Origin of the sequence: Streptomyces xanthophaeus, from assembly GCF_000725805.1 — a bacterium.
Taxonomy (GTDB): Bacteria; Actinomycetota; Actinomycetes; order Streptomycetales; family Streptomycetaceae; genus Streptomyces; species Streptomyces xanthophaeus.
In genome coordinates, this window is the sequence record NZ_JOFT01000019.1 from 130,277 (window position 1) to 146,117 (window position 15,841).

16 protein-coding genes are annotated in these 15,841 nt (G+C 70.7%); 12 read left to right on the forward strand and 4 right to left on the reverse strand.

Annotated elements, in window-relative coordinates:
• Positions 1-419: 419 nt before the first annotated feature.
• Positions 420-1,301 (forward strand): GNAT family N-acetyltransferase, encoded by an 882-nt coding sequence (locus tag IO30_RS0113870; protein ID WP_031142775.1) that lies wholly within the window; start codon positions 420-422, stop codon positions 1,299-1,301.
• 381 nt (positions 1,302-1,682) lie between these two features.
• Here the strand turns inward: IO30_RS0113870 and IO30_RS0113875 are convergent, their stop codons facing one another.
• Together IO30_RS0113875 and IO30_RS0113880 are read right to left on the reverse strand one after the other, a co-directional pair.
• A complete protein-coding gene (locus IO30_RS0113875) occupies positions 1,683-2,123 on the reverse strand; it encodes an STAS domain-containing protein (RefSeq protein WP_051902229.1) in 441 nt (146 codons plus the stop codon).
• A gap of 87 nt (positions 2,124-2,210) precedes the next feature.
• Positions 2,211-2,879: a hypothetical protein gene (locus IO30_RS0113880; RefSeq protein WP_031142778.1), complete on the reverse strand. Its 669-nt coding sequence runs from the start codon at positions 2,877-2,879 to the stop codon at positions 2,211-2,213.
• 128 nt (positions 2,880-3,007) lie between these two features.
• Here IO30_RS0113880 and IO30_RS0113885 point away from each other — a divergent pair, with 128 nt between their 5' ends.
• The 8 genes from IO30_RS0113885 (at position 3,008) to IO30_RS0113920 (ending at position 9,094) form a co-directional block, all read left to right on the forward strand.
• Positions 3,008-3,442 carry an Hsp20/alpha crystallin family protein gene (locus IO30_RS0113885; protein WP_031142780.1) on the forward strand — a complete coding sequence of 145 codons (435 nt, stop codon included), beginning with the start codon at positions 3,008-3,010 and terminating at the stop codon, positions 3,440-3,442.
• Between the two features lie 98 nt (positions 3,443-3,540).
• Entirely contained in the window at positions 3,541-3,936 is a 396-nt protein-coding gene (locus IO30_RS0113890) for a DUF2267 domain-containing protein (protein WP_031142782.1), read from the forward strand.
• Positions 3,937-3,992: 56 nt separating this feature from the next.
• On the forward strand, positions 3,993-4,439 hold the full coding sequence (locus tag IO30_RS0113895) for a DUF2267 domain-containing protein (protein WP_031142784.1): 447 nt from the start codon (positions 3,993-3,995) through the stop codon (positions 4,437-4,439).
• Between the two features lie 173 nt (positions 4,440-4,612).
• Positions 4,613-5,218 (forward strand): hypothetical protein, encoded by a 606-nt coding sequence (locus IO30_RS0113900; RefSeq protein ID WP_157853245.1) that lies wholly within the window; start codon positions 4,613-4,615, stop codon positions 5,216-5,218.
• Between the two features lie 168 nt (positions 5,219-5,386).
• Complete coding sequence (locus IO30_RS0113905; protein WP_157853247.1) at positions 5,387-6,286, forward strand: hypothetical protein; 900 nt, start codon at positions 5,387-5,389, stop codon at positions 6,284-6,286.
• Positions 6,287-6,375: 89 nt separating this feature from the next.
• On the forward strand, positions 6,376-6,750 hold the full coding sequence (locus IO30_RS0113910) for a VOC family protein (RefSeq protein ID WP_031142789.1): 375 nt from the start codon (positions 6,376-6,378) through the stop codon (positions 6,748-6,750).
• Between the two features lie 339 nt (positions 6,751-7,089).
• Entirely contained in the window at positions 7,090-8,241 is a 1,152-nt protein-coding gene (locus IO30_RS0113915; protein ID WP_237403265.1) for a hypothetical protein, read from the forward strand.
• A 199-nt stretch (positions 8,242-8,440) separates the two neighbouring features.
• Positions 8,441-9,094 carry a sensor domain-containing protein gene (locus IO30_RS0113920; RefSeq protein WP_078903954.1) on the forward strand — a complete coding sequence of 218 codons (654 nt, stop codon included), beginning with the start codon at positions 8,441-8,443 and terminating at the stop codon, positions 9,092-9,094.
• Positions 9,095-9,260: 166 nt separating this feature from the next.
• On the opposite strand, the gene IO30_RS0113925 is transcribed toward IO30_RS0113920, so the two are convergent.
• Complete coding sequence (locus IO30_RS0113925) at positions 9,261-10,379, reverse strand: fatty acid desaturase family protein (RefSeq protein WP_031142795.1); 1,119 nt, start codon at positions 10,377-10,379, stop codon at positions 9,261-9,263.
• 7 nt (positions 10,380-10,386) lie between these two features.
• Complete coding sequence (locus IO30_RS0113930) at positions 10,387-11,442, reverse strand: ferredoxin reductase (RefSeq protein ID WP_031142797.1); 1,056 nt, start codon at positions 11,440-11,442, stop codon at positions 10,387-10,389.
• A gap of 87 nt (positions 11,443-11,529) precedes the next feature.
• Between IO30_RS0113930 and IO30_RS0113935 the strand changes: the two genes are divergently transcribed.
• From IO30_RS0113935 to IO30_RS41895, 3 genes are all read left to right on the forward strand, one after another.
• The gene (locus IO30_RS0113935) at positions 11,530-12,669 is read left to right on the forward strand and encodes a PucR-like N-terminal domain-containing protein (RefSeq protein WP_031142799.1); all 1,140 of its coding nucleotides are present in this window, start codon (positions 11,530-11,532) and stop codon (positions 12,667-12,669) included.
• Between the two features lie 130 nt (positions 12,670-12,799).
• Positions 12,800-14,314 carry a serine hydrolase gene (locus tag IO30_RS0113940; RefSeq protein ID WP_078903955.1) on the forward strand — a complete coding sequence of 505 codons (1,515 nt, stop codon included), beginning with the start codon at positions 12,800-12,802 and terminating at the stop codon, positions 14,312-14,314.
• Positions 14,315-14,600: 286 nt separating this feature from the next.
• A complete protein-coding gene (locus IO30_RS41895) occupies positions 14,601-15,809 on the forward strand; it encodes a hypothetical protein (RefSeq protein WP_157853249.1) in 1,209 nt (402 codons plus the stop codon).
• Positions 15,810-15,841 lie beyond the last annotated feature (32 nt).

Here is a 15,841-nt window from a genome sequence, read left to right on the forward strand (position 1 = left end):
GCCCTCGGGACACCTCTGCTGCCTTGGTGCGCGATGACCGCCACGGCAGCACGGGATGCCGCTTGCCGACTTTCGCCGTCCTACCCGTCGACACTGGCAGGTCGGACCCGCCGGGGCACGACGCCGCGCATGCCCTGCTGCGTACGTCGTCGACAGCGGCGGCAACGTACGGGCGGGCGGTACCCAGGAAGCGTGGTGAGCAGGGGCGCCCCGAGCGGCGGAGCGGACGGGTCGGCGTCGTCCCCTGCCTGGCGGGCTGTGCCGGGGCCCTGTCGAGGTGCGTCCGGACAGTGTGCCCGGCCGGTGTGCCGGGCCCCGACGGAACACCGGCCCTGCCCTGGGCCCGGTGACGGGAGGTCAGTACCCTGCCTGAACTGGCCAGCGGCTCCCGCCGCCCAGCCCCCAGCAACGGAGACAGCTTGTCCGTCCGCATCACCACCCTGATCGACCCCGACGAGACCTCCTCCAGCCGCCGTCTGGCCTGGCTGGCCTCAGACGCCGACGGCAGCCCGACCGGGTCCGCCTTCCTGCGCCTGTTCACCCGACAAGGCCAGCGCCACCTCGCCGAACTGGACATCCAGGTCCATCCCGCCGAGCGACGAAAGCAGGTCGGTAGCCAGTTGCTCGCTGCGGCCGTCGCGGCAGCTCGCGAGGACGGCCGACGCAGCATGATCGCCCAGGCCCAGGACGCGACTCCAGGCCCGGCTTTCCTTGCCGACGCCGGGTTCAAGATCGCACTGACCTTGACCTATGCCCGCCTTGACCTGGGCGACGCCGACCTCCCCGCGCTGACGGCCATCGCTGAAGCGCCCCACACCGGCTACCGGCTGACCGCATGGCAGGGGCAGGTGTCCGACGAACTCGCCGACACCTACGTAGCCTCGCGCCGCGCGATGGACGACATGCCGATGGGCGCCGTCGACTACGGCAGGGTCGACTGGGACGTCGAACGGATGCGGGCCGCGGCTGCGGCCGTCGAGGCGCGGGGGGAGATCCTCCACACCGTCGCGGCCGTCGACCGGTCGGACGGGCACGTCGTCGGCTTCACCGAACTCGTGGTCCCGGGCAGTGGCACCGGCGACGCCCTGCACTACGGCACGGCCGTCCTGCCTGGCCACCGGGGACACGGCCTGGCCCGCTGGATGAAAGCGGCCGCGATCCTGGCAGCCCGCGAGAACCATCCTCAACTCGGCGGCCTGCTCACGGACACTGCCGACAACAACCCCTACATGCGCCGTGTCAACGACAGGCTCGGCTACCTGCCGACGCACACGGCCTACGAGTACCAGTTGGACCTCTAGCCCGCCGAGAAGGCCGACCGCTGCTCGACCGGACCGGCCTGCTCTCCGCCGACCGTGACGTGGGACGGATGCGTCGACAGGTGGTGGGCAGACGGGCTTCGTACGCATATGTGGGAGGAGACCAGCCATGGACCGCGACAATGATGTAACGGAGCCCAAGCCGGAGCCGGAGCTTCCGGCTTCGGTTCCGGAGAACCGCAACGCCGTGACCCCTGACCTGCCGCCCGTCGGGCGGGGTGCCCCCGACCTTGAAGGCACCGGCGATGAGGACGGGAGCGAGACGGCTGAACCTGCCGAGCCGGAGGCCGGACCGGCGGGGGGAAAGCCCCAAGAGCCGACCGACTAGGGGGACTGCACGGGCGCTCGCGCCCCCTCGCCCCCTCACGGATCCGCCCGCGGAGAACCCCTGACCAGCCCCGCGGGCCTACCGAGGGGGCCGTCCGGACCCCGCGCCGGTGCGCGGTCGCCGGTCTGACGGTCCTGGTCCACGGGGAAGAGGGGCAGGGCTCCGGTCATGTCCAGGAGGCGCAGGAGCTGATGGTTGGGGGCCGCCAGACGGATGGTGATCCCGTTCTCCTGCGCTGCGCGTCGCGCGGAGAGCAGCGCGTTGAGCCCCGTGGAGTCGCAGAAGGAGACGCGGGTGCAGTCGACCGCCACGGGCCTGGCCGGTGAGGCGTGGGCGAGGGCCTCGGTGAGAGCCAGCCGCAGGGCGGGGGCGGTCTCGATGTCGATCTCGCCCGAGGGCCTGATGGCGACGGCGTGATCCAGGATCTCCACGGCGATGTCGTTGCCGTCGGCCTCCGGAGAAGGGCGTTGAGCCATGGTGGGTCACTCCTCGGTCTTCTGGGCGCGGCCCCGCGGTCCGCGGTCCGGTTCGGCGGCCGGCGGCTGGCGGCCGGGGGCCGGGCGTCATGAGCTGCGCTGGTCGTGGGTGTCCTGGCGGAGCTGGTCGGTGTGCCGGGTGAGGGCGTCGATGTGTCCGGCGAGTTCGGCGTCCTGGGGTCGTAGATGGGCCCGGGTGCCGATCAAGGGGCGGACGAGGCGTGCGGCGTCGTCGTCGGCGAGGGCCAGGTTCAGGTCGTCCACAGCGCCTTCGGCACTGGCTGCGAGACCGGTCAGCGCGGTGACCTGGCCGGCGAGCCGGCGCAGGTCGGCCGCGTTCTCGCGGGCCCAGGCGGTCACGGTGCGGTCGGCGGCGCGCGTGTCGCGGGTGGCTTGGACGCGCTGCTCACCGGTGCTTCCGGCGGTGCCGGGGCGCAGCCGCAGGTAGCGGCGTTCGGCTGCCTGGCGGCTGGCGACCCCAAGAGGCCCAGCGAGGTCGGCCCAGCTCGCGCCATGCCCGCGGGCGGTTTCGATCAGGCTGCTCTCCCAGCCGGCGAGCTGCTCGCGGACCTCGCGCAGCATCAGGAGCGCGGCCAGCGCCGGGTCCGGGCCGGTGTCCGGCAAGGGCTCTGCCGGGGCCGTCAGTGGTGCGGTGGGGAGCCGCTGCGCGTCCTTGACGGCCTGGTCGATGGTCTCCAGTGCTGCTGCTGCGGCGAGGAAAGGCACCTGCGCGTGCGGGGTATCGGCTTCCTTCATCACGTTCTCCAGCGCTTGTCATCCTCCAGATGACGTCTTGCTTGTCATCGTTTCGATGACATGTTACAACGGGAGCACGTTGAAGCGCATTGGCAGTTTCTGCCTGAACCAACTGGAGGTGTTTCGCGATGTTGATGCGCACTGACCCGTTCCGCGAGATGGACCGGATCGTTCAGCAGCTGTCGGGGACCTCGGGCACGTGGTCCAAGCCGTCCGTGATGCCGATGGACGCATACCGGCAGGGCGACGTCTACGTGATCGCCTTCGACCTTCCCGGTGTGAGCACCGAGGCGATCGACATCGACGTCGAACGGAACATGCTGACCGTGAAGGCCGAGCGCCGGCCCACGGGGAAGTCCGACGGTGTGCAGATGGAGCTGTCCGAGCGGCCCCTCGGGGTCTTCTCCCGCCAGGTCATGCTGGCCGACACCCTCGACACCGAGCACATCGAAGCGGACTACGACGCGGGTGTCCTGACCCTGCGGATCCCGATCGCCGAGCGTGCCAAGCCCCGCAAGATCAGCATCGGCGGCGAGCCCGGCCGTAGGCAGATCTCCGGCTAGAGCGGCCCGCACAGCGGCGGAGGACGGGGAAACCGATCCCCCTCCGGCCCCCCGTCCTCCGCGGCCTTCCCCCTTCACCCCTGTCCGGAGGTGACGTGATGCCGATACGCAGGGAAGCGTTCCTGACCCACGTCCAGGAGCGCGGCGAGTACGAGAGCGTGGAAGAGGCAGATCGTGCAGCCCGGGTCGTTCTGGCCCTGCTGGGAGCCCACCTGGTCGGCGCAGTGCGGGCCGAGCTCGCCGCCCGGCTCCCCGAGACGTACGCCCTGATCCTGCTCAATCCCCTCCAGGCCGCCGAACCACTCACACCCGAACGATTCGTCCGGGCGACCGCAGCCTGGATCGAAGGCGCTACCGAGAGCACCTCCCTGTGGGACATCGGCGCGGTGCTGTCCACCGTCGCCGCCACCGCGGGCGCTGCCCTCACCCGGGAGCTCCTGCTCCAGCTCCCACCCGGCTACGACGTCCTCTTCGGTCACCCCCAACCCACCTGACACCGGGACTGGAACCTCCCGACCCTCCCTCCCCGAGAAAGGCCGGCTCACCCGCCATGTACGAGCAGACCCGACCGCAGCGGTTCCCCGCGGCCATGACCTACGACCAGATGCTGGAGCGCGTCCGCTACGAAGGCGCCTACCCCACCCGGGAACGCGCCGAGCTGGCTGTCCGCTCCGTCCTGGGCGCCCTCGGCCGGCAGCTGACCGGCGACGAACGCGTCGACCTCGCCCGCCGCCTGCCCGTCGAAGCAGCGCGCGCCCTGACCGCGACGGTCCCCGACACCGAACAGCTCACGGGTTGGGGATTCGTCAAGGACCTGGCCGCCCGTACGGGCGCCACACCGGCCACCACCCGCTGGGACACCGGCGCCGTCCTCGCCCCCGTGTCCGCCCTCGCCGGGCCCGACCTCCTCGCCCGCATCCTCCGGCAACTCCCCGACGGCTACGCCCTCCTCTTCGGTCAGGCACAACTCCACCGGCCCCGGGCCACGGCCGCCTGATCTCGGGAGCATGCCTCCCGAAGGAGGAGCCCCTCGAAGCCGACGGGCCGGCCGCCCTTGGTCCGGGGACGGGTTCCGGGCCCTGGACCGGTTGTTGGGGACATGGTGAATCCCGCTAGGGTGCCTTGATCACCGCCCCAGGTGAGCGAACCGACTTCTTCAAGGGGACCATCGTGGCCACTCCACCACCGCAGCAGGGCTCGGTCCCGCAGCACCAGCACAACCCGTACGCCCAGCAACCCGGCCAGGGAAACCCGTACGCCCAGCAGCCCCCGCAGCCGGCGGGGCACGGCAACCCGTACGCGCAGCAGCAGCCCGGCGTCGCCGCCCCGCAGCCCGCCGGTCACGGGAACCCGTTCGCCGCGGGACTGCCCCAGCAGGGCGGCCCCGGCTGCCGGCTGTGCGGGGCGCAGCCGGCGGCGCAGGCGACCGTCCGGGGCCACCAGGGCATGGTCCTGATGATGCGCTCGCTGAGCGTGCAGGGGCCGTTCTGCCGTGACTGCGGGACGGCGACCGTCCGGGACATGTCCGCGAAGACGCTCTGGCAGGGCTGGTGGGCGCCGATGTCCCTGCTGCTCACCCCGATCACGGTGTTGCGAAACCTCGGTCCGAGGTCGACGTTCGCCGGGCTCGCGGCCCCGCAGGGCGGCTTCCGCCCTCCGCTCGACCCGGGCAAGCAGTTGCGGCGACGTCCGGAGGCGCTGGTGGTCTCGGTGCCGATGGCACTGTCCCTGCTCTTCTACGCGACGTTCATCGTCATCGCGGTGGCCACCGGCTGACCGGGGTCCGACCGACGTGACCGTGCCCCCGCGGGCCATGTGCCGACGGGGGCACGGATGCTGGCCGAAACGTACCCAGTGCTGGAGGCGAAGTCCGGAGACTCTCCCCAACCGGGCCTACGCATGGTCAACTTGAGGGTCGGCCGTGCAATGAGGGGGATGCTGCGCATGTCGGAAGTCCTGGCGACCACATCCGTTCCCAGTGAGAGCAGGGGCCGTCTGCGGCGCGGGGGGCCCGTGTGGGCGGTTGCCGTTGCCGCCGTCCTCCTCGCGGGTGCGGTCTCGTGCGGCGGGGGCGGCGACAACGCAGGCGGGCAGGCGCCGGCGGACAAGGGAGGGCCGACGGCATCCGGTCAGGCTCCGTCGGCGAAGGCGGAGCAGCAGAGCCTGGAGATGAAGGGCCTGGTCGCGTTGGTGTCCGGAAACCTCACCGAGCTCGTGGTCTTTGACGAGACGACCGGCAGGACAAAGGCGGGAGCCTTCCTGCCCCAGCACGCCGTGCCGAGCGCGTGGAGGAGGCAGGCGTTCTCGGCGGACTGGCACTCCGTCGTGTGGACGACGAAGGCGGGCGGCCTGTTCTTCGGGGAGTACACGAGCGGCGCGGGGCCGAACGGGAACTACGGGGACACGCCGGTGAGTATCGGCGGCAAGCCCACGTACTCGGGCGGCAAGCCCGGCTACACACAACCCCGCTTCGGCCCGGACGGGAAGCGGGTGTACTTTCTCGCCAACAACGACAAGGTGTACTCCGCCGACCCGAAGACCCCGGATGACCTGAAGGAAGAGGCGACCCTCGAAACAGGCACGTTCTCCCGGGACAGCGAGTTGAACTGGGACATCGCCGCCTCCGGCCAGGTCGAGAAGCGACAGACGGTGTCCCCCGGGCAGAAGAACGAGGCGACTGCCCCGGATGGCAAGAGGAGCGTCATCAAGAACGGGTCGGGCTGGTTCCTCAAGGAAGCGGGCAGCACCGCCGAACCGAAGTTCCTCTTCGAGCACCTCCTTGACCACGATGAGAAGCCGTTGGCGAACAAGCGCATGACCGTTGACCTCCTCGGCTGGTACTGACCTGCCGGTCCCGGGGCGAATGGCGTGGCCCGGCCGGGGGCAGGGGCATCCACGAGGCCAGGGCCGGTCTGTGTGAAGAGGAGCCGAAAGTGATTCGAAAATTGCAGGCGATCGCGCTGGACTGCGCCGATCCGGTACAGCTCGCGGAGTTCTACGCAGCCCTGCTCGGCGGCCGGGTGGTCGCCGAGCCGAAGGATCCCGACTGGGTCGAAGTACACGGGTTCGACGGAACGCCGCTGGCCTGCCAGCGGGTGGACGGCTACCGGCCCCCCGAATGGCCGGGCCAGCAGCACCCGCAGCAGCTCCACCTCGACTTCGACGTGGACGACCTCGACACGGAGGAGAAGCGGGTGCTCGCCCTCGGAGGGACCGTCCTGGAGCGGACGGACCAGCTCCGCCCCGAGGCCAACTGGCGGGTCTGCGCCGATCCGGCCGGGCACCCGTTCTGCCTCTGCCTCCACTGAGCCGCCACGCACCCTCGGCACGAGTGCGGCAGTCCCTGCCCGAGGCGTGCCCACCCCGCGGGCGACTGTCACCGTACGTCCACAGCCTCCGGCGTGAGGACATCGGCAGGGTCTGCGAACAGGTGCGCCGACCGCGGGCGCACAGCCCTGGTGCCCTACTGCAGTTCGGCACCCCCTGCCTCGGCCCGTCCGGGGCCGGACACCTACGCTCGGTGCCCGGGGCGGCCGCGGGCCGCACCGGGCAGGCTACGAGGGGGATGCGCGATGCGTGTGGGGTGGGTCCGGCTGTGGCAGTGGGCGGCGTGCGGAGGGATCGGACTGAGTCTGTACGCGGGCTGGTTGACGTTCGACGACATCCGGGACCGCGCATCCAGCGAACGCGACATCAGCGCGGCCTGCGACGGGCTGGTGTCCGGGGCCGCGGTGATGGACCTGCAGGGCGGGATGCTCCGGGCAACTGGAAGCGACTACGACAAGTCCCGGCTCGATGTGGGCCGGCTGCCCGGTTCCTGCACCGTCTACAAGGTGCCTGGTCCCGACAAGAGCACGAGCCTGTTCACGTTGACGGTCAGGGTGAGCAGCCCCTCCAGGCCGATGCAATGGATCGGTGACGACAACGATCTCGAGCCGTTCCGCGACAGTCTGGGCGGCCAGGAATCCGATGTCACGGCGATCGCCGACCGCCCCGAACCGTGGCCGATCGGAGACGGCACTCTGGGCCGGTACGGAAACTGGTACGCCAGCGTCCGAGCCGAGTGCGGCCCCGGCAGCCGCGCGACGGCTCCGAAGCTGCTGAACGTCACGGCCCGCGCGGACTACGACGACGTCTCCGCCGCGGACCGTGCCCGCCTCGCCCGCATCGCCCGCTCGGCCGCCGGGGAGCTCATCGGCCGGATCGGTTGCCAGAGCGAGCTGCCCGCCCTGCCCGCCGAACCGTTGCCGTCCGTACCCTCTGACCTCCGGCCCGCGCAGGAGACGGACGGTTCGTGCAAGTGGTTCTCCCGGCACGTCGAGGAGCAAGGGCAGGGCCGGCTGCCTGACCGTGCCCTCGCGACGCCTGTCCCGGACGCGTCCCCCATCGAACTCTGCCTCCTTGCGGTCAGCCCCGAACAGGTGGGCCGTATCGCCCAGGGCCTGCCCGACGACGCAGGCGAGTCCGCACGCCGTGCGCGCACGCACTCGCCGTGGTGGCTGCGTACCGCCTCCTACTTCGGCGCAGAGGCGCACACGGTGGGGTTCGAAGCCCGGGTCGGCGAGGACAAGATCATCGCTGTGGGAACGGCCGGGCACGGAGGCGGCGCGTGGTGGGCCTCCTCCGTCTGCGACGGCGAGCCCGCCCTGCACACCCTCAGCTCCAGCTACACCTATGACAACGTGCTCAGCCCCCAGACGATGTCGGCCCTGTTCCACGCGTACGTCGACGACGTGACGAAGCGGCGCGGCTGCACCCAGGTGACGTACCCGGAGGCGAAGGACTTCGGTACCCCCTGAGCACCGCCCCCGACGGGCACCCCCGTGGTCGCCGTCGCCGCCGGCACACCTGCTCTTCGAGGCCCGCACCAGCAACAACTACGAAGCACACACCGACCCGGAGCGGGCACCCCGGCTTCCGAGGGGTGGGGTAAGCCCTACCCTCCGGTGGCCGGGTAGCAGGCTCCCCCCGGCATCGTGAAACCGCGAGCGTAGTCCCATGACTGAGACCGCCTCACGCCTCACTGTGCCGCAGGCGCCCACCGCGCCCGCGCCCGCTGCCCGCCGGTTCCGCCGCGAGCTGGGATACCTGCTGTCCGGACTGCCGCTCGGGCTGGCGGCCTTCACCTTCGCGGTGACCGGAGCCGCCGTAGGGGTGTCCACCCTCGTGGTCTGGGTCGGGCTCCCGATCCTGGCCGGAACACTGCGAGCGGCCCGGGCACTGGCCAACCTGGAACGACGACGTGTCACGGCAGTCACCGGCCGCCCGCTGCCGCCGTACCACCTGCGGCCGTCCGGCTCGGGATGGGCGGGAACGCTGCACGCTGTACGCGATCCGCAGTCCTGGCGTGACCTCGTCCAGCTGGTCGTCGCCTTCCCGCTCCAGGTCACCACCTTCAGCGTGGCCCTGACATGGACCCTCGGCGGCATCGGTGAGCTGCTCTACGTCACCTGGTCGTGGTCCCTGCCCCGGGGGCAGGACAACCAAGGCCTGACCGAGCTGATATTCGACACCTCCTCGCGGGCCGCCGACATCGGCTTCAACACCGCCATCGGGGTGTTCCTGCTGGCCACTGCAGTCCCGGTGGTCCGCGCGCTGGCCGCATTGCAGACCCGGCTCGCCACCTCCCTGCTGACCGCCCGGGCCGCGTAGCCACGAGCCGGCACCCCCGGCTACTGACGCAATCACTCACCCAACGCAGGGCACCGCCCCGAAAGGAAGGCGCCGGTCGGCAGGCGCCGACCTGTACCACCACGGCTGACCGTACCGGCGGCACCGCCGGTACGGTCAGCCGCGAGATCTGAACCCGTACGGGGAATCAGGCCGCGACGAGCTCCTGCTCGCGGTCCGGCATTTTGACCTTGGGCTTCTTGTTCGGCAGCGAGAGCCGGAAGACCTTGTGCCACGCGGAGAACACCTGCTTGGGCAGCGGGCCGGTGACGTACTCCAGCTCGTACTTCTCGAACAGCGCGCGCACCTTCACCGCGACCTCGGCGTACCGGTTGCTCGGCAGGTCAGGGAACAGGTGGTGCTCGATCTGGTGCGACAGGTTGCCGGTCATGAAGTGCATGGCCTTGCTGCCGCTGATGTTCGCCGAGCCCATCATCTGGCGCAGGTACCACTGGCCGCGCGTCTCGCCGTTGATCGACCGGCGCTCGAAGACCTGGACGCCCTCGGGGAAGTGCCCGCACATGATCACCGAGTGGGTCCAGATGTTGCGGACCAGGTTCGCGGTGAACGTGGCGGCGAGCGTGGGGAGGAACGACGGCCCCGACAGCAGCGGGTGGATCACGTAGTCCTTGAGCACCTGCTTGCGGATCTTGCGGCCCACGGCCTTGGCCCGCGCGCGGAACTCCGGGTTCTTGCGGCGGCGCTTGTGCAGGTTCTTGCCGAGCTCCAGGTCGTACGCTGCGATGCCGTACTCGAAGAAGCAGGCGTTGAGGAAGTTCCACAGCGGCTGTCCGAGGTGGAACGGGTGCCACCTCTGGTCCTCGTCGACGCGCATGATGCCGTAGCCGAGGTCGTTGTCCTTGCCGATCACGTTGGTGTACGTGTGGTGCAGCTCGTTGTGCGAGTGCTTCCACTGCTCGGACGGCGAGACGTGATCCCACTCCCAGGTGGTGGAGTGGATCTTCGGGTCCCGCATCCAGTCCCACTGGCCGTGCAGGATGTTGTGGCCGATCTCCATGTTGTCCATGATCTTCGCCACGGACAGACCGGCGGTGCCGAGCAGCCACGCGGGCGGGAAGATCGAGAACAGCAGCACGCCCCTGCTGACCAGCTCGAGCTTGCGCTGCGCCGAGATGACCTTACGGATGTAGGCGGCGTCCTTCTCGCCGCGGCCGGCGATCACCTCGTCGCGGATCGCGTCCAGCTCGCGGCCGAGCTCCTCGATCTGCTCCGCGGTCAGGTGGGCGGTGGGGTCGATGGCGGTCAAGGTGCTCCTACCGTTCGATGTCGCAGGGGCCCGCCGCGGCGGACACGCAGGTCTGGATGAGGACGCCCGGCTCGGCCTCGGTGATCTCGCCAGTGCGCAGGTCGCGGACGGCTCCCGCCTTGAGCGGCGTGATGCAGCCGAAGCAGATGCCCATGCGGCACCCGGAGGGCATGAGCACGCCGGCCTCCTCGCCGACGTCCAGCAACGGCGTGGCGCCGTCCGCGTCGACGGTCTTGCCGGTGGCGCTGAACGTGACCTCGCCGCCGTCGCCGACGACGACGATGCTGGAGCGGAAGCGTTCCGTGTGCAGGCGCTCCTGTACGCCGTGCTCGGTCCAGTGCTTCTCGGCGGCGTCGAGCAGGCCCGCGGGCCCGCACGCCCAGGTCTCGCGCTCGGCCCAGTCGGGCACGAGTTCGTCGAGGCGGGCGATGTCGAGCATGCCGTCCGTGTCGGTGTGCACCTCGGTGAGCCGCAGCTTCTTGTCCGCGACCAGGTCGTGCAGTTCGTTGCGGAAGATCACGTCTTGCGGCCGTGGCGCGCTGTGGACCATGACGACGTCGTCGAACTCGGTGTCGCGCAGCATGCCCATCACGGGCGTGATGCCGCTGCCGGCCGTCAGGTAGAGCACCTTGGCGGGCCTGGCCTGCGGCAGCACGAAGTCACCGGTCGGCTGGTCGAGCTGGATCAGCGTGCCCGGTTTCGCCCTGCGGACCAGGTGGTTGCTGACCTTGCCGTCCGGGATCGCCTTCACGGTGATCGTGACGCGGCCGTCCTGGCGGTCTGTCGGCGAGGTGAGGGAGTAGGCACGCCACAGGCGCACCCCGTCGACATCGACCCCGATCCGCACGTACTGACCTGCTGTGTGGCCGCGCCAGCCCCGTCCCGGCCTGATCACGATGGTCGCGGCGTCACCCGTCTCGGGGTGCACGGCCTCGATGCGCCCACGGAGGTCGGCGCCCGCACGCAGCGGGCTGACCAGGTCGAGGTAGTCCGACGGCAGCAGCGGCGTCGTGACCATCTCCAGCAGTTTCCACGCCCTGCTGCGGAGGGCTGCACTCGTCATGACTCCAGCTTGCTGCGCCTCAAGGCGTAAAGTCCTGACCACAGGACGTAAATCTGATCAGCTAGATTGTTCGCAGGGAACAAAATCGTGAGCCATGCAACCAGGAGGGCCAGCGAACTGGCCCTGGACGAGACGACGGTCACCGCACTTCGGGCCGCGCTGAAGGCCACCGCCGACGAGGTCGTCCAGGCGATCATCGACGAGGTCCCTCCCTATGCCAACGCCCTCTCGGGCCGCATGGGCGCCACCATCCGCAGATCCGTCCGTACCGCCCTGGGGCACTACCTGGACCTCGCGAGCGGGAACGCCACAGGCGGCGACGCAGGTGACGCTGCCTACGAGCTGGGCCGCGGCGAGGTGCGCGACGGCCGTTCGATGGACGCCCTCCTCAGCGCCTACCGTGTCGGCGCCCGCGTGGCCTGGCGATGCCTGGCGGCGGGTGCCGTACCCGTAGGTCTGCCGGCCGCCGAGGTCGCCAAGTTCGCCGAGCTGACCTTCGCCTACATCGACGAGCTCTCTGCCGCGAGCGCCGCGGGCCACGCCGACGAACTGGCCGCCCGAGGCAGGGCCCACGAGCGGCACCTGGAACACCTGGCGCGCGACCTCCTCGCCGACGCGAGCCCGGACGTGCTGGTGGCCTCCGTCCAACGGGCCGGGTGGAAACCTCCGGTTTCGCTGACCGCGGTCCTGCTGCCCGCTGCCCAGGCCCGGCCTGCCTACCGCGCGCTCGACCCGAGCACCCTCGTCCTCGACGATCTGCCGGACGCCACCGGTGTGCTGCTCGTCCCCGACGCCGACCGGCCCCATCTCCTGCGGCAGCTGACCGACCGCACCGCAGTGGTCGGCCCGGCCCGGCCATGGACGCGCGCGTCCGCCTCGTACGCACGAGCGGCACGCGCACGCTCCCTCTCCGCCGATATCCGCGACACCGAGGACCACCTGCCCGAGCTGGTGCTGAGCGCTGACGCGGACGCGTTCGCCGACCTGCGTGCCCGAGCCCTGGCACCGCTGCGGACCTTGCCTGTCGCGACGGCACGGCGGCTGGAGGAGACGTTGCGGGAGTGGCTGCTGCACCAGGGCAGGCGGGACGAGGTGGCGGCGGCGTTGTTCGTCCATCCCCAGACGGTCCGGTACCGGATGTCGCAGCTGCGCGAGCTGTTCCCGGATCTCGCATCGCCCCAGCGGGTCCTTGAACTGACGCTGGCGGTCGGTCTTCGGGCCGGCTGACGCGTACGTCGACCGGCCACGACCGCTCCCGCGAGCCATCACCGCGCGTCGGTGGGTGCGGCCCTGGCACAGGGTTTCCGTGCCCCGGCTTCCCCGGGCGCCCGGCGCTTGACCGGCGTTAAATGGACGTATGCCACGCAACAGCAGGCGGCTGACGGTGGTCGCTGGGCTCGCCTTGGCGGCCGGGACCGTCGCTGCCGCACCGCCGCCGAGCCCCGATGGCTTCGACGTGGCGAGGGCCCTGGACACGCTGGATTCGCAGGTGCAGGACGGCATGCGGCGCACCGGGGTGCCTGGTGTCGCGGTGGCGGTGGTCCACGACGACAAGGTCGTCTACCTCAAGGGCTTCGGTGTCCGCAGCACCGAAGCCCCGGGCGACAAGGTCGGCCCGGACACGGTCTTCCAGCTCGCCTCGGTGTCCAAACCGGTGGCCTCCACCGTCCTGGCGCAGGCCCTCGGCGCCGAGGGCTTCGACGCCCCGCTCAAGGGCATCACCCTCAAGGACCCGTGGGTCAGCTCGCACGTCACGGCGGCCGACCTGCTCTCGCACCGCTCGGGCCTGCCGGATCACTCCGGCGACCTCCTGGAGGACCTGGGCTACGACCAGGCGTACATCCTGTCGCACCTGCGCTACGAGCCCCTCAGCCCCTTCCGCACCAGCTACGCGTACACCAACTTCGGCTTCACCGCGGCCGCCGAGGCCGTCGCCAAGGCCAAGGGCGTGCCCTGGGACAAGCTCTCCGAAGACCTGCTGTACAAGCCCGCCGGGATGACGCACACCAGCTCCCGCTTCAGCGACTACGAGAAGGCGGCCGACCGCGCCCTGACCCACGTCAAGACCGCCGACGGCACCTGGAAGCCGCGCTACGTCCGAGACGCCGACGCGCAGACGGCGGCCGGCGGCGTCAGCTCCAACGCCCGGGACATGGCCCGCTGGCTACGCCTCCAGCTGGGCGGCGGAAAGATCGACGGCAAGCAGGTCATCAACGGCGACGGCCTGGCCGAGACCCACGTCCCGCACAGCATCAGCCAGCCGCCCGCCGCAGCGAACACCCAGCCCGGCTACTACGGCCTGGGCTGGAACGTGCGCTACGACGACCACGGACGCCTGCGCCTGAGCCACGCCGGCGCCTTCGCACTCGGCACCAACACCAACGTCACCCTGGTCCCCGCCGAGAAGCTCGCCATCGTGGTGCTCACCAACGGCGCCCCCACGGGTCTCCCCGACACCGTCGCACTCAACTTCTTCGACACCGCCGAGTTCGGCAAGCCCAGCCGGGACTGGCTGCCCGTGGTGGCGGAGGTCTATGAGCAGCAGCTCGGCGAGGGCCGCTCGGAGACGGACTTCGCCAAGGCGCCCGCGGACCCGAAGCCGGCCCGCGCTGACAGCGCGTACACCGGGACGTACACCAACCCGTTCTACGGGCGGGCCACCGTCACGGCCGGCCCGGGCGGCGGGCTGGTGCTGCACCTGGGTCCGGCGCCGAAGGCGTTCCCCCTCACCCACTACGACGGGGACACCTTCAGCTTCGAGACCGTCGGCGAGAACGCCGTCGGCCGTACCGGGGTGACCTTCACCGACGGCAGGATGCGGGTGGAGTACCTGGACGCAGGCGGCCTCGGCACCTTCGAGGAGAGCAGCTAGCCGGGCTGCGAGAAGGATGCGCACGTCGGTACAGCACCAGGCCGGTCCCGCCAGGGCCGCGAGGGCCTTCGGCTTGCGGACGAACGGTCAGTGCACGGTGATCCCTTGCCCGTGGTGGACCCCGCCGTCCGCGTTGGCGGAAGCGGTGGAACACCACGCTGGAACCTGATCTGATGGTCCGTTGGGTCGTGTCGGTGTTCGCGCAGGTCGGCGATTTGGGGGCACCGGGCAACTGCGAATCTGCACGCACGTCTGCGAGCACGCCGACAGCCGAGGAGGGGGAGAGATGAGCAGACCAGGACGTCCGCCGGGCCCGTTGAAGGGCCGTACACCCGAAGCCAACGCCCTCGCGCGGTTCCTGCGGGAGCTGACAGCCGAGGACACCGTCAGCCAGCTCGAAGAACGTCACCGGCTGAGCAGGAGCGTGTGGAGCGAGTACCGCTCCGGAGCGAAGATCATCCCCCTTGCGCGGCTCAACCAGATCATCGAGAACCGCTACCCCCGCGACGCCCGCACCAGAACGGACAAGCTCCAGCAGGCGCGCCGCCTCCACACCGCTGCGACGACCGCTGCCTCTGCACCGGCCCCCACGCCGGCCACCCCTCCGACGCCGATGCCGGTCATCCTCCCCGGCCCCCTGCCCACGACCCGACCCGAGGAAGCCACCTCACCAGCGGGCTCGGCGGCCCTGCCGCAGCCCGGGCACCGGGCCGTCGACGCGCCGGACATCAGCCCGCCACCGCGCGAACGGCGGTCACCGGCCTCCGGGCGCGCACCGCGGACCGGGCGCGCACCGCGGACCGGGCGCCGGGGACGCTGGAGCGCCCCCGCGCAGTGGGCCGCACTCGCGGCCTTGGTCGCCGTACTGGTGATCGCCAACCATTACGGCGGCTCGTCGCAGACGTCCGACGAGGCCTCCTCACCCGGAGACACAGCGCAAGAACAGCCGATCTCAGCACCTGCCCCGCCGAACCCCTCCGCCACACTGCCGCCGTCGAGTTCTGCGCCACAGTCACCCCCACCGGTGCCGTCCGGCTGGCATGTCGTGCGGGCGAATGCGCTCCGCCTCGCCGTCGCCGTACCCGACGGCTGGAGACCGGACGTCGACAACGCGCTCCAGTCCACCTGGGTCTCACCCGACGACCGCTACGTGATCGGGGTGAAACGGGACGACACCAACGGTCACACCGCCCAGACGGCCGCCCGAGGACAACTCGCCTGGTACGCCAAGACGGAGGAGTCGAAGATGGTGGCCCTGACCGCAAGCACCCACGCGGACACACACGGCGAAAAGGAAGCCGCACGGCTGGAGCTGGACTACCACTGGCCCGCCCGGGAGACCCCCTGCCATCGGACCGAACTCTTCGTCGCCGGCGACGGCGGACAGGTCTACCAGCTCCTCGTCAACGACCAGCAGTACGACGAGACGTCCTCGGACCTCCCGCAACTCCTCTCCACCGCCCGCGCCCAGTGGCGCACGGACCTCACCGACTGACCACGGCCGGACGGGATGCGTTCTATCGGCCG

What these genes read in the sequence shown, in the direction of transcription:
- IO30_RS0113880 (WP_031142778.1), bottom strand. Translation starts at nt 2,879, where the DNA reads ATGAAGGAAGCCGATACCCCGCACGCGCAGGTGCCTTTCCTCGCCGCA.
- IO30_RS0113905 (WP_157853247.1), top strand. Translation starts at nt 5,387, where the DNA reads ATGTCGGAAGTCCTGGCGACCACATCCGTTCCCAGTGAGAGCAGGGGC.
- IO30_RS0113920 (WP_078903954.1), top strand. Translation starts at nt 8,441, where the DNA reads ATGACTGAGACCGCCTCACGCCTCACTGTGCCGCAGGCGCCCACCGCG.
- IO30_RS0113875 (WP_051902229.1), bottom strand. Translation starts at nt 2,123, where the DNA reads ATGGCTCAACGCCCTTCTCCGGAGGCCGACGGCAACGACATCGCCGTG.
- IO30_RS0113890 (WP_031142782.1), top strand. Translation starts at nt 3,541, where the DNA reads ATGCCGATACGCAGGGAAGCGTTCCTGACCCACGTCCAGGAGCGCGGC.
- IO30_RS0113895 (WP_031142784.1), top strand. Translation starts at nt 3,993, where the DNA reads ATGTACGAGCAGACCCGACCGCAGCGGTTCCCCGCGGCCATGACCTAC.
- IO30_RS0113885 (WP_031142780.1), top strand. Translation starts at nt 3,008, where the DNA reads ATGTTGATGCGCACTGACCCGTTCCGCGAGATGGACCGGATCGTTCAG.
- IO30_RS0113930 (WP_031142797.1), bottom strand. Translation starts at nt 11,442, where the DNA reads ATGACGAGTGCAGCCCTCCGCAGCAGGGCGTGGAAACTGCTGGAGATG.
- IO30_RS0113940 (WP_078903955.1), top strand. Translation starts at nt 12,800, where the DNA reads ATGCCACGCAACAGCAGGCGGCTGACGGTGGTCGCTGGGCTCGCCTTG.
- IO30_RS41895 (WP_157853249.1), top strand. Translation starts at nt 14,601, where the DNA reads ATGAGCAGACCAGGACGTCCGCCGGGCCCGTTGAAGGGCCGTACACCC.